Here is a 23,080-nt window from a genome sequence, read left to right on the forward strand (position 1 = left end):
AGAAATACAAGGAGGAGCTAAATGAAGTAAAATTTACATAATAATTTATCCCCGATCTATCTTCAACGGAAAAACCAAAACAAACTAAATAATCATTTATAAATAAAATACTGAATCAGCTTTGGTATGGCCGCAGGCTACGTGATATTTTAATTAAAGTAACTAGTATTAAGACGGGGTTATGTCTCAATACGGGTTTTTACTGTAGAATATGTGCGGTGTCGGAAGAAGGCTTCAGAACTATCAGACATTCTTGAAAAATCAATTAAAATTCCTGATCATTCATTGATCTGCGATTAACTATTGCACATTTTAATAACCAACAAACTATAAATTAATCAATTATGAATCTTTTAAAAATGACCAGGAGCACTTTCGGACTCTGTATTGCTCTGGCTTTACTTTTTGGATGCGGTAAAGAAGAATATCCTGCAGTGGATCTTTTCACCTGGAAAGCCAAAGTTGATGTAACGGCAAAAGCCGCACTCTCTGTTAACGTAGAGAACTCTGGTGGGGCTTCTGCCGGAGAAGGATCTTTAAAGGTAGTGGATAATGATATTAACTCGAAATTCCTGATCAATCCTTATCAGTCGAGCCTTTATATCCAGTTAAGCTTTCCTTCACCTCAACAAGTGGCATCATATACTTTAACATCAGGTGGCGATGCTCCTGATAGGGATCCTAAAAACTGGAAATTAAGCGGTTCTACAGATGGTAGCAGCTGGGTAGATCTTGATACGAGAACAGGTGAAACATTTTCGGGCCGTAACATGACTAAAACCTACAATTTCAAAAACAAAGTCCTGTATAAATATTACAGACTTAGTATCACGGCAAATAATAACGGCTCTTTGTTCCAGTTATCTGAGTGGCGCGTAATTGAAGTGCCTGAGGAGCAACAGTAATTTGCAGTTAAACTGTGCTGTAAATAAGCATACTAAGATTTATTCTGCCGGATTAATCGGTAGGCAATAAAATTTATTTCAACTGATCAATAGACCCAACAGTATTTCTGTTAACAACAAACTAATTTTATGATGAAAAAAAATACAAATTTAACTGGGAGCAGGCTCAGGCTTAAAGATTGTGCTTTTAAGGCTATCGCTTTTACTTTAGCTTTAAGCAGCAGTTTTTATGCAACAGCTAATGCTTCAGCGATTAATATAAGCAGTTCGGTTTCAGTTAATCAAGCTAAAGCCGATATTGTGATACGCGGTATCATTAAAGATGAAACAGGTGTACCGTTGCCAGGGGCAGGTGTTAAAGTAAAAGGCAGCTCTATCAGTGCAGCTGCTGATGTAAATGGAGCTTTTACCATTACGGTTCCTGATCAAAATACTGTTCTTATTATTACTTACGTGGGTTACGATACCCAGGAAATTACAGTAGGTACCCAAACGGTACTCGATATTCGTTTAAAAGAAACCGCAGGTGCTAATTTGCAAGAGGTGGCAATTGTGGGTTTCGGTACGCAGAAAAAAGAAAGTTTGGTTGGTGCGCAATCTTCAGTTAAAGCTTCTGAGTTAAGACAACCAGTATCTAGTATGAGTCAGTTATTGGCTGGTCGTATACCAGGTGTAGTAAACGTATCGAGAAATGGTGAGCCAGGTGCTACTGGATCTGATATTTTTATTCGTGGGGTATCATCGCTAACTGCGAATGATAGGGGGCCGTTGGTAATTATTGATGGTGTTCCAAACCGTAACCTGAACGATATCAGTGTTTACGATGTAGAAAACTTCACCGTTTTAAAGGATGCTGCTGCAACTGCTGTATATGGTATTCGTGGTGCAAACGGCGTAATTTTAATCAATACCAAACAAGGTAAAATCGGCGCCCCTCGTATCAATGTTGAATATTACGAAGGTATTAGTCGTTTCACTAAAAAGCCTGATTTAATTGATGGGGTAGATTATATGAACTTAGCCAACGAAGCTAAATATTCTGATTATTTAAGAGCTGGTGCTGCAGGAGCTTTTACACCAGCTTATTCTATCGATGCCATTCAAAAAACACAAGCGGGTACAGATCCAATCCTTTATCCAAATGTAGATTGGTTTGATGCTATTTATAGGGATTTTGGTAGAAACAGATCCGTTACCGCCAATTTATCGGGTGGTGTAAGTAATGCAAAATACTATGTTTCATTAGGTTATTATGGCGAAAATGGTTTATTCAAAACAGATGAAGCTGTAAATGATGCCGCTAAACAGAATTTTGAACGCTATAATGTAAGTGCCAATTTAAACTGGGATATTACCGGGACCACCAAGTTGGATTTAGGTATTAAGGGTATTTTAGCGCAAACCAGTTATCCAAGTAACTTATTGGCTCAAGATATTTTTAACCAGGCTTTTTTAATCAACCCAACTTCTTTCCCGGTTTTATATCCGAATGGAAGTTTGCCAGGTATCAGCCCGCAGGCCGATCAACGTAACCCTTATGGTGATGTAACCAGAAATGGATACAGAGTAGGATACAGCACCCAGCTTTATTCTAACATTCGTTTAACCCAGGATTTGAAAGAAATTACACCGGGCTTATCAGCCACAACCATGTTCTCTTTTGATGTGAACACCAATAGCTCGGTGAACAGAACAAGAAGAGAAAGTTTGTATAGAATTAACCCAAGCGATCCATATATCGTACCTGGAAACCCAGCTTCGGGTTACAAATACGGGTTAATCCTTCAAGGTCAGGAATTCTTAAACTATGGTATTGGTAATGGTGGTGATAAAAAAATATACTTAGAAGCTGCTATTAATTACAACCGTACCTTTGGTAAACATGCCGTAACGGGTTTATTGTTGTATAATCAAAACGATAATACTACGCCATTCGCTGGTAACTTAACGCTTTCTCTACCTTATCGTTTACAAGGTATTGCCAGTCGTGCAACTTACGCCTACGATGATAAGTACTTCTTCGAGGCAAACGTAGGTTATAATGGTTCTGAAAACTTTGCACCAGATAAGCGCTACGGGTTTTTCCCGGCATTTGGTGTGGGGTGGCTATTGTCAAACGAAAAATTCTTTGAGCCATTAAAAAATGCCATTCAAATGGTTAAATTCCGCTATTCTGATGGTATTGTAGGTAGTGGTGGTAGTGGCGGAAACTACGTACAGAACGAAAGTGATCGTTTCTATTATTTAACCAAGGTTGGTGGTTCTCCTAGTTATACTTTTGGTCAGAACGGAAACATTACGCCAGGTAACAGTACAACTACAGGTGGCTTGGGTGTCACAGCTTATGGGGTAGATGTAACCTGGGCAGAAACGCGTAAACAGGATTTAGGTTTCGAGCTGAAAACATTGAACAATAACTTATCATTAATCGTCGATTTCTTTCAGGAACGTAGAAAAAATCAGTTCATTTCCAGAGGAACAGTGCCAAATTATATTGGCTTGGCTAACACGCCAATTGGTAACTTGGGTATCGTAGAAAATAAAGGTATCGATGGAACCATTCAATATGATGCTCAATTGGGTAAAGATTGGTCGCTTAATTTGAGAGCGAACGTTACTTTCAACAAAGATAAAGTAATCGAAAACGATCAGGCTCCACAGGCTTACCCTTGGATGGAACAGCGTGGATTTAACGTTTTGGCTTCCACTCGTGTAGGTTATATTGCTGAAAAATTATTTGATAGCCAGGCAGAGATTAATGCAAGTGCAACTCAATTTGGTACTTTAATGCCAGGTGACATCAAATACAAGGATTTAAATGGTGACGGAAAAATTGACTCTTTCGATAGAACAATCATTGGTAGGGGAGATCTTCCTAGCACAACTTATGGTTTCGGCTTCTCATTAACCTATAAAAATTTCGATTTTGGATTATTCTTCCAGGGGCAGGATAATGCAGATATCATTTTAGGTATTCCATCATTCGCAAACTCTGGCGGTTTGGGTAATATGTTAGCCGTTGCTGCAGACCGTTGGACACCAACCAACCCACGTCAGGATGCAGTTTATCCGCGTTTATCTTATGGTGGAACAAACAATAACAACTATCAGGCAAGTACCTGGTGGCTTCGCGACATCAGTTTCTTAAGATTGAAAAATGCTGATTTTGGATATACTTTAAAAGAGGGTATCAAAAAATTAGGTATCAAACGTCTCAGAATTTATGGAATGGGTTACAACGTATTTACCATTAGCAAATTTAAACTTTGGGATCCTGAGCTTAACACAAATAATGGTACCCGTTACCCTTTAACCTCTAACTATTCTTTAGGTCTAACAGCTAATTTCTAAAATTAAAAGAATGAAAAAAACACTTATATATACAGTTGGTGCATTGCTGCTAGCAGGCAATTATGGCTGTAAGAAATTTTTGAATCAAGTACCTGACGACAGGTTAACCTTTGAGCAACTATACCAAAGGAAGAACACTGTAGATCAGGCCTTAGCCAATGTTTATTCTACTTTGCCAGAACAAAATCAAGATCGTTCGGCAAGTGCAGCAGGTAATATTGGTCCATGGACTGCCGCTTCTGATGAGGCAGATTACACATTGCCAAACTTTACCGAAAACGTAAACACAGGTGCCTGGGATGCAACCAGCGCACAGGTAAATTATCACTGGCAAAACTATTACCGCGGTATTCAGGCAGCCAGTACTTTTATGGCAAACGTTACCAGATGTACAGATTGTAATATTGGCGGTATAGATATTGTTAACCGTTACTTTAACGAAGCAAGAGCTTTAAGAGCAATTTATTACTATCATTTAATCAGACAATATGGTCCGGTAGTTTTATTGGGTAATGATCCAATTCAGTCTGATGCACCGCTTGAGGCAATCAGTAAACCACGTAACTCGATGGATGAATGTGTTGATTATGTAGTAAGTGAGCTTACTGCTGCGGCTGCTGGTCTTCCAGCTACGCCACAGGCAAACGAAGATTTTGGTCACATCACGGCATCAGTTGCAGATGCATACAAAATTAAAACGTTGTTAACTGCCGCCCGCCCATTATTTAATGGGAATGCTGATTACGCTGGTTTGAGAAATCCAGATGGAAAACAATTAATTAACCAAACATACAGCGCTGCAAAATGGACTAGATTAGCCACTGCTGCAAAAGCATTTTTAGATAACCCAAATTATTCTAGCTATGCGCTTTATAACGTTTCAGCAACGCCATCTGGCTTACCAAACACGGCATTCAACAGGGCTTTTATCGCTACAAGAGATGTGTTTTTAAACGGTTGGAATTCTGAAATCATCTTCGGTAGAGGTGGTGACGTAACATTTTATCAATATTCTTTGGCACCCAATCATAATGGTGCTTCCGGTGGAGATAAAGGCGGTTCTTTTTTATCACCATCTCAACAGTTGGTTGATGCATTTTTTACCGCGAATGGCCTACCTATAGAAAGTGACCCAACTTACACGGCCAATGGAACCTCTAGTTATCAGGCACCAGATCCCAATGATCAAAATACACCAAGAGCGATAAGCAATATGTTTGTAAACCGTGAGCCTCGTTTTTACTCGAGCATTACTTACAGCGGTCGTAAATGGATTAATCCGCAATCAAATATCATTACCGATTTCACCAATAGTGGTAATGCAGGTAAAGGCGCAATTGCGAATAACGATTATACCAAAACGGGTTATACTTCAAGAAAACACTTAACCGTTGCAGGTTGGACAACAGGAAGACCAATTTTTACTGTAATCAGGTTAGCCGAAATCTACCTGGATTATATCGAAGCTTTACAGGAAACAAATCCATCAGATCCTGATATTTTGATTTACCTGAATAGAATTCGTACCAGAGCTGGTATTGCCCCTTATGGCAGTGGTGCTGGTGCAATTGCCATTCCCGCAAACATGAGAGAAGCCATCCGCAGAGAAAGACGCGTTGAACTTGCTTTCGAGTTAGACCGTTATTTTTACACCAGAGAGTGGAAAATTGCCGAAACAACTGATACGCAAATCAGAGGTTTAAATATCACGCAAAACGCACCGGCATTTTTTACGCCTGTGGTTGTAGAAAACAGGGTTTTCCAAAAGAAACACTATTTGTGGCCGATACCAAATGGCGAAATTCAAAAAGTTCCTGTAATTGTACAAAATACAGGCTGGTAAAATGCATAGCACCGGGTGTTTCACTCGGTGCTTTTTTTAAACAATTAATACTAGCGCTATGAAAAATATTTTACCATTATCAGCAATTGTACTATTTGCTGTGTTAGCTTGCAACAGTAAAAAAGCACCATTAGAAACCGTAAAGCCAGCGCCGCCGTTCGTAGAAAGCGTAGATCCGCCAGATGCACCACCTAAAACATGGAAGGAGCATTGGTTTGAACATGTTCAATTGTTAAACCGTATTTATTACGATACCAGCGTAGTGGTTTATTACGACGGCGATGTTAAACCAACTGTTGCCTGGCCAAAAACATATATGGCCGAAGCCTGGAACTATACAAAAAAAACTTATGGTAAATTCGGAGATGATAGCCGCTTATTTGTAATTTATCATGCAGGTAAATATAGCGGGGGGCACCCGGGTACTTATCTGGATGCAGGTCACGATTATAGAAACGTAACCGATTGCGGCGCTAGTAGCCTTGATGCCTGGACCACTGGCATTGATAATGACATTGATTTATCTACGCATGAAATTGGCCACATTGTAGAAGGCGCATCAAAAGGGGTAAAAGAATCGCCGGCTTTCGATATCTGGCATGATAGTAAGTGGATGGAGATTTATCAATACGATGTGTATTTAGGCTTAAATAGAACCGCTGATGCACAACGTTGGTACAATAAAATGATGACCGTTACCGACAGTTATCCTAAGGCAGGAACACAATGGTTCAAGAATTGGTTTCTTCCAATTTATGAAAACTACGGTAAAGCAAAGGTTTTAAATGGTTTCTTTACCTTGTTATCTCAACAATTTCCTAAACAACAACTCACTGTACAAGGTAAAAGCTATCAACAATATACCAGAAAAATGAATTTCGGTGAATTTATTCACTTTTGGAGCGGGGCAGCGAAAGTAGATTTGGCACCACTTGCATTAACAGCTTTTGGATCGAAAGACGAAAAAGGAGCAGACTGGGCGCCAATGCTGGCCAAAGCTAAAATCGATTTTCCAGCTATTACTTATTAAATTACAATATAATAAACCCATAGAAATGATTTTGCCAACAGCAAGATCATTTCTGCTTTTCAAAACCCACACAAAAAATCATGATTAAGAAGTTATTATTTCTCGCATTTATATCTTTTATAGGTGCAAATACTTTTGCTCAGAATAGAGAAAGAGAATACAAAATTACCATTAACGATAAAGACAGTGCTACCAATGCTATCGTAGATGCCAAACTTAAGGCAGCTTTTTTTCAGGTCTATCCAAAATTTGCCCAGGCAGATGGATACCGTACCAAAAGAAGTGTAGTGTTAGACCTGGTAACAGAAGAAACGCCAACAATAAAAGCCAAAGCTGGAGAAATTAAAGTAAACAGCCAGTGGGTTAAAAATAAATCACAAAAGAAAATCCAAAAAGAACTGTTTTCTGCACTCTCAAAAAACTGGGTTTCTTACAGTAAAGAAAAACACAAAGGTTATGAATTAACATTTATCAGCAAAGATCCGGACTTAGATCCAACGTTAAGAAAAAAGTTGATCGCTACTTATTTCGAAATCTATCCAACCTTAGTTAAAACATTTAACGATAAATCTACACACGATGTGTTATTTGTAGTGGATACCGCTTATAAAGCAGTGGCAGAAGCAAGTGGAAACAGAATTTTGTTTAGTGCCGGTTACATGAAAGCACATCCAACCGATATTGATGTGGTAACACACGAAACCATGCATATTGTGCAGGGTTATGGTTATAGTGCAGGCCCGGTTTGGCTAACCGAAGGCATTGCCGATTATGTACGCTATAAATATGGTGTTGATAATGTAGGTTCTAAATGGAGTTTGCCAGAGTATAATGCAAAACAAAGCTATAAAAACAGTTATCGTATTACCGCCAGGTTTTTTGCCTGGTTGGAGCAAAATGTTAAACCAGGCTTAATTGCTACTTTAGATCAACAGTTAAGGGCACATCAATACAACGAACAGTCTTGGGCAGCCCTAACCGGAAAAACTGTCGACCAGCTTTGGGAAGATTACGGTAAAGAACCGCAAAAGGTAAGCCTTACTTATAGCAGCAAAAAATAAGAAATTTATTTACATAGAACGGTCGTCATCTAGACTGAAACGCAGTGAAATGTTCCAAAGGAACTCCTTTTGAGGAGCGATCCATCCAGCAAAATTTTTCAACCCTGGTGCACTTCGCTCGAAATGACGACATGCTGTTTTGTAAAAATAATAATCACTAAAGTAAAATTTTTGATCATTTACTAAATCGTTTTACATATTATATTTATTTTGCAGAACTAAACATGCTAACCAAAGTAAAATCCATTCACCAATACCAATATAAACAGATGAAAAAAATATTTACTTTTTCGATTTTCGTAATGCTTGTTATGGCTTTTTCAGCTCATTTAAAAGCACAGGACATAACAAAGAAGAGTGGTTATGCCTTATCGTTCGAGAGCAATTTTAAGGAATTAGATCCTCAATTGAAAAAGCGCTTAATCAAAACTTTTTTCGAAGTTTACCCAAAACTAGCAAAAGAGTATAATCCAGCCACCATAAAAGAAGTGAAATTTTTTGTAGATACGGCTTACAAAGGGGTAGCGGCAACTGCTGATGGTAAAGTAACCTTCAGTTCGATCTGGATGGTGAAACATCCTGAAGATATTGATGTCGTAACCCACGAAGTAATGCACATTGTACAAGACTATGGCCGAAGCGTTGGCCCTGGCTGGTTAACTGAGGGGATTGCCGATTATGCCCGCTATAAATTCGGGGTCGATAATGCCGGTGCTAAATGGTCGCTTCCAGCTTTAAAACCAGATCACAGTTATAAAAACAGCTACCGCATTACAGCAGCTTTTTTTGCCTGGATGGAGAAAAGTGTGAAACCGGGTATTATTAAAACCGTTGATGCTTCTTTAAGAGATCATACTTATACCAAAGATATCTGGACAAAATTAACGGGTAAAGATTTAGATGCACTTTGGGCAGATTACGTTAAAAATTCGGAAGTTTAAAATAAATACAAGCATATAAAACACAAACACAACAAATGAAAAAATTATTTATCGCTTTATTGAGTGTTGCGGCGTCAACAAGCTTCGCGCAAACAATAGGCAAAATTACAGATCCGGTAGATTGGATAAACCCTTTAATGGGAACAGCATCCAAGCCATCACTATCTAACGGAAACACCTACCCGGCAATTGGTTTGCCCTGGGGAATGAACATGTGGACGCCACAAACTGGTAAAAACGGCGATGGATGGGCTTATGTTTACGATGCCGACAAAATCCGTGGCTTTAAACAAACACATCAGCCTTCGCCCTGGATGAACGATTACGGCGCTTTTGCGCTTATGCCCGTTACAGGTAAATTAAAATTCACAGATGATGACCGCGCAAGCTGGTTCAGCCATAAAGCAGAGGTTTCTAAACCATATTATTACAGCGTTTATTTGGCAGATGCTGATGTAACCACCGAAATTACCCCAACAGAACGTGCTGCACAGTTTAGGTTTACTTTTCCTAAAACAGATAGTGCTTATGTGGTCGTAGATGCACAGAATAAAGGCTCGTACATTAAAATTATTCCGGCAGAAAGGAAAATTATTGGTTATACCACTAAATATGCCCGTGGCCCACTGCCTAAAAATTTCAAAAATTATTTTGTCATCTATTTCAACAAAGATTTCAAGTTGGCCAAAACCTGGGATGATAAAAAACTTAATGATAAAGATTTAGAATTAACGGTAGATCATGCTGGCGCTGTTATTGGTTTCGCCACACAAAAAGGAGAGCAGGTAATTGCAAAAGTGGCCTCTTCATTTATCAGCTTTGAGCAGGCCGATTTAAACCTAAAAAGAGAATTAGCCAACGATGGTTTCGACGCTACGAAAGCAAAAGGTAGAGCAACCTGGAACAAAACCTTAAGTAAAATTGCGGTTGAAGGAGGTACTATAGATCAGACGCGTACTTTCTATTCGGCAATGTACCGCACGTTGTTTTTTCCCAATAAATTATACGAGATTGATGCACAAAACCAGATTGTACACTGGAGTCCTTACAACGGACAGGTTTTGCCAGGATATATGTTCGCTGGAACGGGTTTCTGGGATACTTTTAGGGCATTATATCCTTTCTTAAACCTGGTTTATCCTTCAATTAATAAGGAAATGCAGCAAGGCTTAATCAATGATTACAAAGAAGGCGGTTGGCTGCCAGAGTGGAGCAGTCCGGGTTACGCAAATATTATGGTGGGTAACAACTCTGCTTCGGTAGTTTCTGATGCTTATATTAAGGGCATGCGTGGTTACGACATTGAAACGTTATGGCAGGCCTTAAAACATGGCGCAAACAATGAAGGACCTATGGAAGCTGTTGGCCGTGATGGTGTTAAATATTACAACGAATTGGGTTATGTGCCTTTCGATGTGAAAAAGAATGAAAATGCAGCTAAAACTTTAGAGTATTCTTATGATGATTTTACCATTTATCAATTGGGAAGAGCTTTAGGCAAACCGGCTTCGGAGATCGATATTTATAAGAAAAGAGCCATGAACTATAAGAATCTTTTCGATCCGGCTTCGGGTTTAATGCGTGGCAAAAATCAGGATGGAACTTTCCAAAGCCCGTTCAGCCCATTTAAATGGGGCGGTGCATTTACCGAAGGCAACAGCTGGCACTATACCTGGTCGGTTTTTCAGGATGTTGATGGTTTAGCTAAATTGATGGGTGGCCATAGTAAATTTGTAACTAAACTGGATTCAGTTTTCTCGATGCCTCCCGTATTTGATGAAAGCGCTTACGGTGGTGTAATTCACGAAATCCGCGAAATGCAGATTGCAAACATGGGCCAATATGCACATGGTAACCAACCGATCCAGCACATGATTTACCTCTATAACTACGGTGGTGCGCCTTATAAAACACAATACTGGGTAAGAGAAACCATGAACAGAATGTATAAAGCCACTCCCGATGGATATTGTGGTGACGAAGATAACGGACAAACTTCTGCCTGGTATGTTTTCTCTGCAATGGGCTTCTATCCGGTAACACCAGCGGTTGATCAGTACGTTTTAGGTGCTCCTTTGTTTAAAAAGGTAACCATTACTTTAGAAAGTGGTAAAACTGTGGTGATTAATGCGGCAGCCAATAGCGATAACAACCGTTATGTTCAGTCGTTACAAATGAACGGTAAACCATATTCTAAAAACTGGATCAGCCACAGTGGTTTGCAAAAAGGTGCGGTGTTAAATTTCAATATGACAGCAATGCCGAATAAAACCAGAGGTTCAAACCCAGCTGATTTCCCTTATTCATTATCAACAGAAAAATAGAGAAAATAATTATCCATCGGGTAAAGCAATTTATCCGATGGATTTTAAACGAAATATCTAGCTTTAGGCTAAAACTAACAAACCAAGTATATGAACATCTCAAAGACGGGTTTTACAGCCATTTTCTGGCTTTGCGGAACCCTGTTGGCATTTGGCCAGCGTATTGATCTCAAAGATCTTTCAGCCTTTAAAAATCCTTCAAATTCATGGTCACTCGCCCAAAATGTGGTGGCCGACCTAAACGCCGAAAATGTTTTAAAAACAACCAAAGGTGAAGGGATATTAATTAATCAATCTACCGCAAAAAAAGCGGGTTCGGATTTATATACCGTAAACGAGTATGGCGACGTAGCTATAGAATTAGATTATTTAACCGCAAAAGGAACAAATTCTGGTATTTATCTTCAAGGTAATTACGAAATTCAGATAGACGATGCATGGGGACTGAAAAACCCAAGCTCATCAAACAATGGTGGTATTTATCAACGTTGGGACGATAGCAAACCCGAAGCCGAAAAAGGGTTTGGAGGTGTTGCTCCCCGTCAGAATGCAAGTAAAGCACCAGGTTTATGGCAGCACATTAAAATTATCTTCCAGGCACCAAAATTTGATGCATCAGGAAAGAAAACGCAAAATGCTAAAATCATCAGTGCCGAACTAAACGGTGTACTGATTCACGAAAATGTTGAGCTATTTGGTGCAACCAGAGGAGCTGCAGGAGCTGAGAAAGCAAAAGGACCTTTACGTTTACAGGGCGATCATGGTTCGGTAGCGTTCAGAAATATCCAGATTGACGAACTTTCAGAAATTCCAAAACCCAACCAAAACGGTGGGGCAGATCCAATTTACATTGAAGCGGCAAGCAACAACATGATCAGAAGTTTTGTTGATGTTGCGCCAAGGGTACGTTCGGTACATGCTATTTCGGTAGGCGGACCAGAAAAAGTTGCTTATAGCTACGATTTAGATAACGGTACATTATTACAGGGATGGCATGGCAATTTTATCGATGCTACCCCAATGTGGGATGGCCGTGGAAATGGTACTTCACGTGCTTTGGGCAGTGTTACCCGTTTTACTAAAAAGCCAATTTTAGCCATTTCAAAATTAGCGAACGATCAGGATAAATGGATTGCAGATACTGCTGGTACTGGTTTCAGAACCAAAGGGTATGTAATGGATAAACAAGACCGTCCGGAGTTTAAGTACATCATTAATGGAACAAATGTTACCGATGCGGTTAAGGTGATGGAAAATGGACAAGGTTTAACGAGAGAGATTGCTGTTGATAAAGCATCAAAAGACCTATATTTCCTATTGGCAACTGCTTCTAATGTCGAAGAAGTAGCTAAAGGTTTATACCTGATTGATGATAAATCTTACTATATACAACTTGCTGAAGGAACTGCTAAACCAGTAATCAGAGAAGTTGATGGCAAAAAAGAAGTTATCGTAGCTATTGGAACTAAGTTAAATTATACCATTTTGTTTTAATTGGAATGACAATGAGAAATACATTTAAAAAATTAGCAATACTGGCATTAAGTTTTAGCTTTACTACAGTTTTTGCACAAGAAACACCGAAAGAAGAAGATTTTTTCAGGATAAATAAAGTACGCGTACCCGAAGGCCCTATTTTAGAAGTTGGTGGTCTGATTACTTTGCCAAATGGTGATTTGGGCATTTCTACCCGTAGGGGAGAAGTGTACATTGTAGAAAACCCTACAAGTGCCAAGCCTTACTGGCGCAGATTTGCTTATGGCTTGCACGAAATTTTGGGCATTGCCTATAAAAATGGTGCATTATATGTGGCACAGCGCGGCGAGTTGACCAAATTGGTTGATAAGGACCAGGATGGCAAAGCCGATGTATACGAAACCATTTATGCATGGCCTTTAAGCGGTCATTACCACGAATATAGTTTTGGGCCAAAGTTAATGCCCGATGGTACTTTTATGGTTACCGGAAACGTGGCCTTTGGCGATGAAGAATGGTGGAGAGCAGAAAGCCGTGTGCCGATGCGTGGTTGGGCCATGAACATTACCGAAGATGGTAAAATGAGCCCTTATGCTGCGGGTTTCCGTTCGCCAGCGGGTATTGGTAGTATTGATGGACAGTTTTATTATACCGAAAATCAAGGCGACTGGGTAGGTTCTGGTGGTTTATGGAAAGTAAATAAAGGCGATTTTATGGGGCATCCGGCCAGTTTAAGATGGACCAACTTACCTAACTCTCCGGTTAAACTGCAGTCAGATTTCTTTTACTCGCAAATAGACGAACGCAGAACCAAAAACGAACAAGGAAGATACATTAAACCAGAGAATAGGGTAAACGAAACATTCAAAACCTTATTCGAAATGAAGAAAGTATTCCCTGAATTACGTTTGCCATCAGTTTGGTTGCCTTATGGTATTTTGGGGATCTCTTCTGCAGAACCTGTTAAAATTCCTGCAAACACGTTTGGCCCGTTCGCTGGTCAGATTTTAGTTGGCGATCAGGGAATGAGTATTATTTCGAGGATTTTTATGGAGACGGTGAAAGGTGAGGAACAAGGTGCTGCTTTCCTTTTCCGTAAGGGCTTCCGTTCAGGAGTATTAAGGTTAGAGTGGGGTACAGATGGTTCACTGTTTGTTGGAGAAACCAACCGTGGCTGGGGATCGGCAGGTGATGCCAACGAAGGTTTAGAAAGACTGGTGTACAACAATAAAACCCCTTTCGAAATGAAAGCTGTTAGGGCAATGCCTGATGGTTTTGAAGTGGAGTTTACCATGCCTGTTGATCGTAAATCGGCAGAAGATCTAGCTTCATATGATGCAGAAAGCTTTATTTACAAATATCACCCAGTGTATGGTTCGCCACCTGTAAACACCGAGAAATTAAAAATCTCTGGCGTTAAAGTTTCGGCAGATGGATTAAAAGCCAGGATTATTGTACAAAACCTTCGTCAATATTATATCCATACCTTAACATTAGATGGTTTAAGATCGCAAGATGGTTTTTACTCTTTAGTTCATCCGGTAGCTTATTATACCTTGAACCAGATTCCTGATGGAAATAAACTTTCTGCCAGCGAAGTGAGTACTAAAAACTCAGCGGCACCGGTAAATGTTCCTGCTAAGAAAACAGCTGCACCAAAGGCAACAACTGGAAAAGCACCTGAAGCAAAAGGAGCGGCTACTCCGGCTAAGCCTACAACTACGGCTAAAGCACCTACTTTTAAAGAAGTAGAGGGTTTATTAACAAAAAATACTTGTCTGGCCTGCCACAATCAAACCAAAAGACAAATTGGCCCGCCATTCGTTGAAATTGCAAAACGTAAGTATTCAGCAGAGAAAATATTTCAGTTGATCCACAACCCACAACCACAAAACTGGCCGGGTTACTCAACTGAAATGCCTCCAATGCCGCAAGTAACCAAAGCAGAAGCTTTAAAAATTGCAGGATGGATAAATTCTTTAAATAAGTAAGTTTAAATGTTAGGAAACGGTTGGTAGAAATACCAGCCGTTTTTTTTTATAAAAGAAATGGGGATTCCACAATTGCAGAATCCCCATCATCTAAATTAACGCTCTCATATACATAAACGATGTAAATAAGATTTATTGTATTGTGAATGAAATTTTTTCGGTTTGATTTGTATAGGGTAGTTCAGTTGTTGCGGGTCGTCGTTATTTCGATCCGATAGCTATCGGATGAAGCATAGTGAAATGGAGAAATATTCAAGTTAGCCCGTCACCCTGAATTTATTTCAGGGGCTATTAAATGAAAAGATCCTTCGACTACGCTCAGGATGACATAATGTATGGGAAAAAAGAAATGGGGATTTCACAATTGCAGAATCCCCATCATCTAAATTAACGCTCTCATATACATAAACGCTATAAAAACGATTTATTGCATCGGCAGTAAATTTTTTTTTCGTTTTTGCGATGTTTATCATTTAAACCTATTTTTACCTTATGGTTACTACAGATAAAACCCAACAAGATGCAGAGAAATTGGCGGCTGCCCTGGCTGCAGTAAAATTTGTTAAAGATGGCGATGTAGTAGGCCTGGGTACGGGATCTACCACAACCTTTGCCATTAATGAATTAGGTAAACGTGTAAAAGATGGACTTAAGATAAAGGCTGCTGCAAGTTCCATCCGAACGGAAGAACTCGCAAAATCTCTGGGCATCGAAATTCTTGATCTCGGGCGTTTAAGCAAAATTGATATCAGTATCGATGGGGCCGACGAATTTACAGAATCACTCGATCTGATTAAAGGTGGGGGCGGGGCACTGTTTAGGGAAAAAATAATCGCTTCACTGAGTAAAAATGCCATCATCATTACCGATGCTTCGAAAAAAGTTAAAAAATTGGGCGCTTTTACTGTTCCTGTTGAAGTAATACCATTGGCCTATCAATATGTGTCCGATCAGATTAATGAACTCGGTGGCAAGGGTATATTGAGGTCTGTAGACAACAAAACATTTATTACCGACAATGGTAACCTGATTATCGACGCCGATTTCGGTCTTATTGATGATCCTGAAAAACTATCTTCTGATCTCAATCAGATTAACGGATTATTAGCCCATGGCTTATTCATTAATATCACTTCAAAAGTAATTATGAGCGAAGGGACAGATATTATCATTTTCGAATGATAGTTGGTTTGCTGGTTCATTAGTCATTGGTTTATTTGTCATTAGTTCATATCCCAATACCTCATTTTAAACTGAAGAGCTTGGTTGGATGGGCGGTGTGAAGCAATCTTTTAATGGTTCATTAGTCATTGGTTCATTTGTGTCCCTCATTTCGTCATTGCTAGGAGGAATGACGATACAGCCTAATAACTGAGGTTATTTCTCTTAATGACTTTAATCTCTTAATGGTGAGCAATATTAACCATTAAGGAGTTAAGGGAATTAAGTTCAATTCCGTGTTATTTGTGTTTCCGTGGCAAAACTGACATTTTCACCGATAAATCCTCCCTTCCTTAAATTCTCATAATTTTTTCACCGACAGTTTTATTTCACTCACCGATAAAATATCACAACTAAGGGAAAAGCCGTTCTCCAGCATTGGTATTCGTGATACATTTGAATCATAAAAACAAACAGTCATGGAAAATTTAATCAAAAAAAATCACGCAGATAAACAATTTGGTTTAGGTGTTTTAATCATAGCAATCGGTTCGGTGTTCTTGTTAAGAAACTCGGGGATAGATGTTCCACACTGGATATTGAAATGGCACACCATCATGTTAGGTGTAGGTTTGTGGATGGGTTACCGCAAAAACTTCCAGAGCAGCAGCTGGTTAGCATTAACGATAATAGGTGGCTTATTTACCCTTAAAGCGATAAGCATTTTTGATTTCGATCTGTCAAGAATCAGCACAGCTTTAATATTAATCGGATTAGGACTGTATGTAATTCTAAAACCTAAAAAAGTGCAAAACTTCGATCAGTATTTTGAAAAGAAACCAGTTGATTTTACTGATAAAGAAAGCTAAAATTCTTAACTCCATCATATATTTTAAAAAGGGACATTTTTTAACAATGCCCCTTTTTTTATTTGAAACAAATGTGCCTAGAAATGCAAGATAGATTATTTAGCTATTTAATCGTCATTTCGACTGAAGTGAAGCGGAACGGAGAAATCTGTTCAAGATATCCTTCGACTACGCTACCATTGACGGACCTCAATAGAATGGTCGTCATTCCGCGTAGGCGGGATCATAAAGCGCAGGCTAATAGCGAGCGTTGTAAGATTGCTTCGTCGGCTGAAAAAGCCTTCTCGCAATGACGATTCCTCGCACCTTATTACCGGAAAAAGAATCTCCTGCCATTCATATTGACTTTTATATAATAAATTACCCCTTAGGATGACAAACAAAAAAGAAACGGGGATTCCACCCTTAGGCAGTATCCCCGTCATCTAAATTAACGCTCTCACATACATAAACGCTATAAATAGAATATATTGTGTGCAGCTTAATTTTTTTTTATTTTTTTGCAATTCTATTTAAACCTGCAAAACAGGTACAGCTTTATGGTATTTGTTCCGGTACTCAATCGGGGTTAAACCGGTTATTTTTTTGAAAACATCCCTGAATGATTTTGTGTCTGTATACCCCACGTCAAACATTACCTCAGTTATGTTTTTTCTGCTCGATTCGAAGCTTCGCTTGGCGGCCTCAATTTTAACTCTTTGGATGTACTCGATTACTGTATTTTTGGTTGCACTTTTAAATCTCCGCTCAAAACTTCTTCTGCCCAATGCCAGCATATCGGCCAGTTGATCTACTGTTATCCTATCTTGGTAATTGCCATCAATAAATTCCTGCGCTTTTTTAATTTTTGCATCTTCATGCCCCTTCTGTCCCTGAAACATCATAAAAGCCAGCTGACTTTCGCGGTCGATATCGATAGCGAAGTATTTCGCTGCTAAAATGGCGGTATCTCTATCCGTATGTTTTTCAACCAGGTATAAAAGTAAGTTCCAGTAAGAGTTTGCACCACCGCTAGAGTATAAACCCTGAGCATCGGTAATAATACTACCATCTACCAGCTCTACTTCAGGAAACATCTCTCTAAACTGGTTGGCAAACAACCAATGTGTTGAACATTTCCGTCCGTCTAACAAACCAGTTGCAGCCAGTAAAAATGCACCCATACAGAGCGAGGCTACTTCTGCACCTTTAGCATGATGTTTTATAATCCATGGCAGTAGATCCTGATTTGCTTCCATGGCATAACCTATGTTACCGCTAATGGCTGGCACAAAAATAAGATCGGTATGCTCAACCTCATGTAATAGTTTATCGGCGTGTACAGAAAAAAGACTATTGTTAAGTCTTATCTCTTTAGTCATCCCTATAAGCTCAACTTTAAAAAGTGGGCGCTTGCCCGATGCCTGTAAAAATTCGTTAACAGCGGTAAACAAATAGCGGGGATCTGCAATGGCTTCAATCACGGCAGTCTCTGGAATTAAGATAGATACATGTTTCATAATTCAAATATAACGAGGCCAATTGTCGTAAACAACCCCCGCAATTGTCGTTTCTACATATTTAGCTTATTAGTTTCTGCCCGTATGTTTGTGTTGTTAATCCTTTACATTAAATTTTTAAAGCGGTAATGCCGATAATGACAATGGAAGAATATATTTTAAATGAGGATATTAAGGTAATGTGCATTACGGCTGAATCTTTCCCCAATGGCGTTTTAGCAGCACATCAAAAACTTCATGCCCTGTTTCCCCTTGATAAACAACGCAGGTATTTTGGAATAAGCAGTCCTAACGAAAAGCGGGAGATTATTTATAAGGCTGCCGTTGAAGAAATAGAGGCTGGCGAAGCTGAGAAATTTGGCATCGAAACCTTTACCATCAAGAAAGGAACATTTATCAGTGAACTGGTTCCCGATTTTATGAAAGATGTTAGCCAGATCGGGAAGACCTTCGAAAAATTGCTCAAGCAGCCTAACATCGATCCTGATGGCTATTGCCTTGAAATGTATATTAATGAAACCGATGTGCGCTTAATGGTAGGCATCAAAAAATAAATCAATTGGCAAGTATAAATTCATATCTCACTTTTAACGGTAACTGCCGCGAAGCAATGACTTTTTATCAGGATTGTTTAGGGGGAGAATTGACCCTCGAAACCATTGGAGAATCGGTTATGGTTGATAAAATGCCCAATATTATGAAGCGGAGTATTATGCATGCTGTTTTGGCTAAAGATGATTTGGTAATTATGGCAACAGATCTGGTAGAAGAACGCGGGTTAATTAAGGGAAATTCGATTTCTATGATGCTGAATTGTAATTCGGAAGAAGAGGCACAGGCTTTTTATCGTAAACTTTCAGCAGGAGGGAAGATCTCACACCCATTACAGGAAACATTCTGGGGAGCACTTTTTGGCGATTTAACAGATCGCTTTGGGAATAACTGGTTAATTAATTACGATAAAAACAGATCAATATGAAGAAGTTAAAAACGTGGTATTGGATTGCCACCATTATTTTTGCCTTAATGATGATTATGGATGGCGTTGGCGGAATTACTCAACAGGAAGCAGGCAAAGAAGTGCTTAAACACCTTGGTTATCCGATGTATCTGCTCATCATCGTTGGTATTGCCAAACTGCTTGGGGCGGCATCCATCTTTCAAAATAAATTTAAAACCATTAAAGAATGGGCATACGCAGGTTTTGCCATTAATTTTATTGGCGCCTTTGCCTCCAGGGCATTTGTTGGAGATGGCATATCACTTTTAATCCCTCCGCTTATTGCCCTGATAATTATATTTATTCCATACATTTTGTGGAAGAAACTGGCATCAAATGTTAAAATTAGTTAAAACTAAACGGCTAGTTTAGGTAGCGGCTTTTCAGAACCAAATATTGTTAACTTTGGGTATTGTAAACAACCAAACACAATACATGAAACCATCATGATTTTTTAGATTAAAAAAAGATAAAGTCATGAAATCTCATTACCATTAAAACAAAACACGGATGAAAAAAAGCCTTTTATTTATAATCACTTTATTATTTACAACTACCGCATTTTCTCAAAATGTGATCCAGTTGTTCAACGGTGCAAACGACTTTTTTAAACTTTTGCAGGAAGAGAAATTTAAAGATGCACACGCTTTCTTTGATGATACTTTAAAAACGAAGTTAACAGAAGAAAGTTTAAAGAAACTTTGGGGAGATATTGGAACAAAATATGGAAAGGCAGAATCGTTAGATGCCATTCAAAGTAAATCCCAGGGCGAGTTTTTCGCAGTAACGGTAGAGGGTAAATTTGCGAATGGTAATCAGAACTTTATTTTAGGTTTTAATAAACAACAGAAAATCGTCGGAATCTTCCTGGCACCTTCCCGAAAGGCCGCCGCTTATTTAAAACCAACCTATGTTGATACCAGTTTATATAAGGAAAAATCGGTGTATATTGGGCCGGCAGGAAAACAATTGGCCGCGATTATCACTACACCAAAAAATGCTAAAAATTTCCCTGTAGTGGTTTTTGTGCATGGTTCTGGTCCGGCAGATATGGATGAAACCGTTGGTGCGAATAAACCCTTTAAAGATTTGGCTGGTGGTTTAGCCGCTAAAGGAATTGCTTCTGTTCGTTATGTGAAACGAACCTTAATCTACCCGAATGAATTTAACAAAGCATTTACTGTAAAAGAAGAGGTATTGGATGATGCAAGCGCGGCCATAGCCCTGGCGAAAACGATTGTTGGTGCTGATCCTAAAGCTGTTTATGTTTTTGGACATAGTTTAGGCGGGATGCTGGCACCTAAAATGGCAGCACTTACACCTGATTTAGCAGGGATTATTTTGGCAGCAGCACCTGCCCGAAAATTAACAGATATTATTGTTGATCAGAATAAGTACATGTTCGATCAGGCTAACGATACAACAGCTGCCTTTAAGAAACAACTGGCAGATGCTTACGTGGAAATTGATAAAAGTAGAATTTCGCAGTTGGGAACTACAATAAAGCCTGATTCATTAATTTTAGGACTGCCTGCAAAATATTGGACAGATTTAAACACCTACAATCAGGTAACTGTAGCAAAAAGCCTTTCGAAACCTAAAATATACGTATTGCAGGGAGGGAATGATTTTCAGGTGGGCAAAGTAGATTTTGATTTATGGAATGCTGCCTTGAGTAAAAAGAAAAATGTGGTGCTTAAGTTTTACCCAGACTTAAATCACCTGTTAAGCTCTCAGACCGAAAAGGGTACAATGGCCCAGTATCAAGCAGCGGTAAGTGTATCCGAAACTTTAGTTAACGATATTGCCTTATGGATTAAGGCCAAATAATACAAATTATCTAATCGATAAAAAATGAAGCTCCGACAAAAAATCGGAGCTTTTTTTGTGCATTTGGTTTCTTTGCATGCTGTTTTCATTAATTAATGAGCAAACAATTCAAAAAATAAGCGGTTTAAGTTTAGGGCATCTCATCTTAAATAGTTTGTTTATGGCAAAGAATAAAATCACTTTAAAAGGAATATGGGGCATTTTAAAAGCATCGTTTACAGGATTTAATGATCATAAAGTAACGAAGCTTAGCGGCTCATTAGCCTATTATACAGTGTTTTCTATGGCGCCGCTGCTCGTGGTTATTATTTCTTTGTGCGGTATTTTTTTAGGGAGGGAAATAGCCGAAGGGCAGGTTTATGCACAGCTCGAAGGATTTTTAGGCAGAGAATCGGCCGTTTCCTTACAGCAGTTAATTAAGAATGCCTATTTGGATGGAAAGAGCACCATTGCTTTAATTATTGGAATCATAACCCTATTAATTGGAGCAACTACCGTTTTTGGCGATATCCAGGATTCTATTAATACCATTTGGGGTTTAAAACCTAAACCTAAAAGAGGGTGGGTGAAACTATTACAAAACCGTTTCTTATCATTTTCTGTAATTATCAGTTTAGGTTTTGTACTGCTGGTTTCATTAGCGGTCACCTCTGTACTCGATGCCTTTAGCGACCGTTTGCAGGCCCGCTTTGCCGAAATATCAGTTATTGTATTTTATATCCTTAATCAGATTGTAACCTTGGCTGTTATCTCCTTAATATTCGGCGTAATATTTAAGGTATTACCTGATGCAATTATAAAATGGCGTGATGTAATTGCTGGTGCAATAGTTACCGCTTTACTGTTTATGATCGGTAAATTTGCCATTTCACTTTATATAGGACAGAGCAATGTTGGGAGTACTTATGGAGCAACGGGCTCATTAGTAGTTGTGCTTTTATGGACTTATTACTCTTCTATCATTTTATATTTTGGTGCCGAATTTACCAAGGCTTATGCAGTTGCTTTTGGCTCTGAAATTTATCCTTCTCATTATGCGGTAACCACAAAAGAAATTGAGATAGAAACCGGGCGTAAATCTATTCAGGATAACCATCCTGAAATTAAAAAAGAGGTTAAGAAACCTTAAAGTTATTTATTCTCCCCAGGCCGTAACGATTAATCTTCTTTGGCCGCCATGGTTGCGGTGTTCGCAAAGATAAATACCCTGCCAGGTGCCCAGCGCCAACCTGCCGTTTCTAATCGGAATGGTAACAGAACTGCCCAAAAGTGCTGACTTTAAATGAGCAGGCATATCATCCGATCCTTCATAGTCATGCTCATATTCGGGATCGTTTTCCTTTACGGTTTTATTAAAGAACATTTCAAAATCAACCCGAACAGTAGGATCTGCATTTTCATTGATGGTAAGCGAAGCAGAGGTATGTTGTATAAAAACCTGGCAAATGCCAATGTTAATCTCGTCAATTTGAGGTAAGGCATCCTCAACCTCATCGGTAATGATATGGAAACCTCTTCTTCGTTCTCTAAGTGCTAGGGCCTGTTGGTATATTTTCATGATTTTAATTCGTTTCAAATTTCCGAAAAACTGTCTCGGAAATTAATATGCTTTCAGATTCGTCAGACACTGTCTGACTTTTTCAATTCAGCAGACCTGTCCGTCATCTCGACTGTAGCGTAGCGGAATGGAGAGATCTTTGAAATATCATTTATAGATCTCTTCACTACGGTCGTATTCTAGGTTTACCACAATTGCAAATTTATTTTAAGAAAAACTCTTTTTTTGGAGTTTTTCTTAG

At 39.0% G+C, this 23,080-nt stretch carries 18 protein-coding genes; 16 read left to right on the forward strand and 2 right to left on the reverse strand.

The features are described 5' to 3' along the window. Positions 1-344 precede the first annotated feature (344 nt). From AC1RJ8_RS13205 to AC1RJ8_RS13255, 11 genes are all read left to right on the forward strand, one after another. The gene (locus AC1RJ8_RS13205; RefSeq protein WP_492953956.1) at positions 345-905 is read left to right on the forward strand and encodes a discoidin domain-containing protein; all 561 of its coding nucleotides are present in this window, start codon (positions 345-347) and stop codon (positions 903-905) included. A 129-nt stretch (positions 906-1,034) separates the two neighbouring features. Further along, on the forward strand, positions 1,035-4,256 hold the full coding sequence (locus AC1RJ8_RS13210; protein ID WP_492953955.1) for a SusC/RagA family TonB-linked outer membrane protein: 3,222 nt from the start codon (positions 1,035-1,037) through the stop codon (positions 4,254-4,256). A 10-nt stretch (positions 4,257-4,266) separates the two neighbouring features. After that, entirely contained in the window at positions 4,267-6,099 is a 1,833-nt protein-coding gene (locus AC1RJ8_RS13215; protein ID WP_492953954.1) for a RagB/SusD family nutrient uptake outer membrane protein, read from the forward strand. Between the two features lie 58 nt (positions 6,100-6,157). Beyond that, positions 6,158-7,129, forward strand: a complete 972-nt coding sequence (locus AC1RJ8_RS13220; protein ID WP_492953953.1) for a hypothetical protein — start codon at positions 6,158-6,160, stop codon at positions 7,127-7,129. Positions 7,130-7,209: 80 nt separating this feature from the next. Continuing rightward, positions 7,210-8,190 carry a basic secretory protein-like protein gene (locus AC1RJ8_RS13225; protein ID WP_492953952.1) on the forward strand — a complete coding sequence of 327 codons (981 nt, stop codon included), beginning with the start codon at positions 7,210-7,212 and terminating at the stop codon, positions 8,188-8,190. A gap of 269 nt (positions 8,191-8,459) precedes the next feature. After that, positions 8,460-9,131 carry a basic secretory protein-like protein gene (locus tag AC1RJ8_RS13230; RefSeq protein ID WP_492953951.1) on the forward strand — a complete coding sequence of 224 codons (672 nt, stop codon included), beginning with the start codon at positions 8,460-8,462 and terminating at the stop codon, positions 9,129-9,131. 35 nt (positions 9,132-9,166) lie between these two features. After that, a complete protein-coding gene (locus AC1RJ8_RS13235; protein WP_492953950.1) occupies positions 9,167-11,455 on the forward strand; it encodes a GH92 family glycosyl hydrolase in 2,289 nt (762 codons plus the stop codon). Between the two features lie 90 nt (positions 11,456-11,545). Then, positions 11,546-12,949: a 3-keto-disaccharide hydrolase gene (locus tag AC1RJ8_RS13240; RefSeq protein ID WP_492953949.1), complete on the forward strand. Its 1,404-nt coding sequence runs from the start codon at positions 11,546-11,548 to the stop codon at positions 12,947-12,949. A gap of 11 nt (positions 12,950-12,960) precedes the next feature. Next, positions 12,961-14,922, forward strand: a complete 1,962-nt coding sequence (locus AC1RJ8_RS13245; protein ID WP_492953948.1) for a hypothetical protein — start codon at positions 12,961-12,963, stop codon at positions 14,920-14,922. A 492-nt stretch (positions 14,923-15,414) separates the two neighbouring features. Further along, positions 15,415-16,104: a ribose-5-phosphate isomerase RpiA gene (gene rpiA, locus AC1RJ8_RS13250; protein WP_492953947.1), complete on the forward strand. Its 690-nt coding sequence runs from the start codon at positions 15,415-15,417 to the stop codon at positions 16,102-16,104. Positions 16,105-16,562: 458 nt separating this feature from the next. Next, complete coding sequence (locus AC1RJ8_RS13255) at positions 16,563-16,952, forward strand: LiaF transmembrane domain-containing protein (protein ID WP_492953946.1); 390 nt, start codon at positions 16,563-16,565, stop codon at positions 16,950-16,952. A gap of 512 nt (positions 16,953-17,464) precedes the next feature. Here AC1RJ8_RS13255 and AC1RJ8_RS13260 read toward each other — a convergent pair. After that, positions 17,465-18,451 carry a GlxA family transcriptional regulator gene (locus tag AC1RJ8_RS13260; RefSeq protein WP_492953945.1) on the reverse strand — a complete coding sequence of 329 codons (987 nt, stop codon included), beginning with the start codon at positions 18,449-18,451 and terminating at the stop codon, positions 17,465-17,467. 143 nt (positions 18,452-18,594) lie between these two features. On the opposite strand from AC1RJ8_RS13260, the gene AC1RJ8_RS13265 reads away from it, so the two are divergent. The 5 genes from AC1RJ8_RS13265 (at position 18,595) to AC1RJ8_RS13285 (ending at position 22,410) form a co-directional block, all read left to right on the forward strand. Further along, positions 18,595-19,005: a transcriptional regulator gene (locus AC1RJ8_RS13265; RefSeq protein WP_492953944.1), complete on the forward strand. Its 411-nt coding sequence runs from the start codon at positions 18,595-18,597 to the stop codon at positions 19,003-19,005. 5 nt (positions 19,006-19,010) lie between these two features. Next, a complete protein-coding gene (locus tag AC1RJ8_RS13270) occupies positions 19,011-19,430 on the forward strand; it encodes a VOC family protein (protein WP_492953943.1) in 420 nt (139 codons plus the stop codon). After that, on the forward strand, positions 19,427-19,804 hold the full coding sequence (locus AC1RJ8_RS13275; protein WP_492953942.1) for a DoxX family protein: 378 nt from the start codon (positions 19,427-19,429) through the stop codon (positions 19,802-19,804). The genes AC1RJ8_RS13270 and AC1RJ8_RS13275 overlap by 4 nt, the downstream gene beginning before the upstream one ends. Positions 19,805-19,961: 157 nt before the next feature. Then, positions 19,962-21,281 carry an alpha/beta hydrolase gene (locus tag AC1RJ8_RS13280; RefSeq protein WP_492953941.1) on the forward strand — a complete coding sequence of 440 codons (1,320 nt, stop codon included), beginning with the start codon at positions 19,962-19,964 and terminating at the stop codon, positions 21,279-21,281. A gap of 160 nt (positions 21,282-21,441) precedes the next feature. After that, a complete protein-coding gene (locus tag AC1RJ8_RS13285) occupies positions 21,442-22,410 on the forward strand; it encodes a YihY/virulence factor BrkB family protein (RefSeq protein WP_492953940.1) in 969 nt (322 codons plus the stop codon). A gap of 6 nt (positions 22,411-22,416) precedes the next feature. Here AC1RJ8_RS13285 and AC1RJ8_RS13290 read toward each other — a convergent pair whose 3' ends face one another. After that, complete coding sequence (locus AC1RJ8_RS13290; RefSeq protein WP_492953939.1) at positions 22,417-22,839, reverse strand: secondary thiamine-phosphate synthase enzyme YjbQ; 423 nt, start codon at positions 22,837-22,839, stop codon at positions 22,417-22,419. Positions 22,840-23,080: the final 241 nt, after the last annotated feature.

It is taken from the genome of Pedobacter sp. GW822-FHT03F06 (assembly GCF_058801365.1).

Bases quoted from the DNA above. Each gene is read 5' to 3' on its own strand.
- AC1RJ8_RS13205 (WP_492953956.1), top strand. From the start codon at position 345: ATGAATCTTTTAAAAATGACCAGGAGCACTTTCGGACTCTGTATTGCT.
- AC1RJ8_RS13210 (WP_492953955.1), top strand. From the start codon at position 1,035: ATGATGAAAAAAAATACAAATTTAACTGGGAGCAGGCTCAGGCTTAAA.
- AC1RJ8_RS13215 (WP_492953954.1), top strand. From the start codon at position 4,267: ATGAAAAAAACACTTATATATACAGTTGGTGCATTGCTGCTAGCAGGC.
- AC1RJ8_RS13220 (WP_492953953.1), top strand. From the start codon at position 6,158: ATGAAAAATATTTTACCATTATCAGCAATTGTACTATTTGCTGTGTTA.
- AC1RJ8_RS13225 (WP_492953952.1), top strand. From the start codon at position 7,210: ATGATTAAGAAGTTATTATTTCTCGCATTTATATCTTTTATAGGTGCA.
- AC1RJ8_RS13230 (WP_492953951.1), top strand. From the start codon at position 8,460: ATGAAAAAAATATTTACTTTTTCGATTTTCGTAATGCTTGTTATGGCT.
- AC1RJ8_RS13235 (WP_492953950.1), top strand. From the start codon at position 9,167: ATGAAAAAATTATTTATCGCTTTATTGAGTGTTGCGGCGTCAACAAGC.
- AC1RJ8_RS13240 (WP_492953949.1), top strand. From the start codon at position 11,546: ATGAACATCTCAAAGACGGGTTTTACAGCCATTTTCTGGCTTTGCGGA.
- AC1RJ8_RS13245 (WP_492953948.1), top strand. From the start codon at position 12,961: ATGAGAAATACATTTAAAAAATTAGCAATACTGGCATTAAGTTTTAGC.
- rpiA (WP_492953947.1), top strand. From the start codon at position 15,415: ATGGTTACTACAGATAAAACCCAACAAGATGCAGAGAAATTGGCGGCT.
- AC1RJ8_RS13255 (WP_492953946.1), top strand. From the start codon at position 16,563: ATGGAAAATTTAATCAAAAAAAATCACGCAGATAAACAATTTGGTTTA.
- AC1RJ8_RS13260 (WP_492953945.1), bottom strand. From the start codon at position 18,451: ATGAAACATGTATCTATCTTAATTCCAGAGACTGCCGTGATTGAAGCC.
- AC1RJ8_RS13265 (WP_492953944.1), top strand. From the start codon at position 18,595: ATGGAAGAATATATTTTAAATGAGGATATTAAGGTAATGTGCATTACG.
- AC1RJ8_RS13275 (WP_492953942.1), top strand. From the start codon at position 19,427: ATGAAGAAGTTAAAAACGTGGTATTGGATTGCCACCATTATTTTTGCC.
- AC1RJ8_RS13280 (WP_492953941.1), top strand. From the start codon at position 19,962: ATGAAAAAAAGCCTTTTATTTATAATCACTTTATTATTTACAACTACC.
- AC1RJ8_RS13285 (WP_492953940.1), top strand. From the start codon at position 21,442: ATGGCAAAGAATAAAATCACTTTAAAAGGAATATGGGGCATTTTAAAA.
- AC1RJ8_RS13290 (WP_492953939.1), bottom strand. From the start codon at position 22,839: ATGAAAATATACCAACAGGCCCTAGCACTTAGAGAACGAAGAAGAGGT.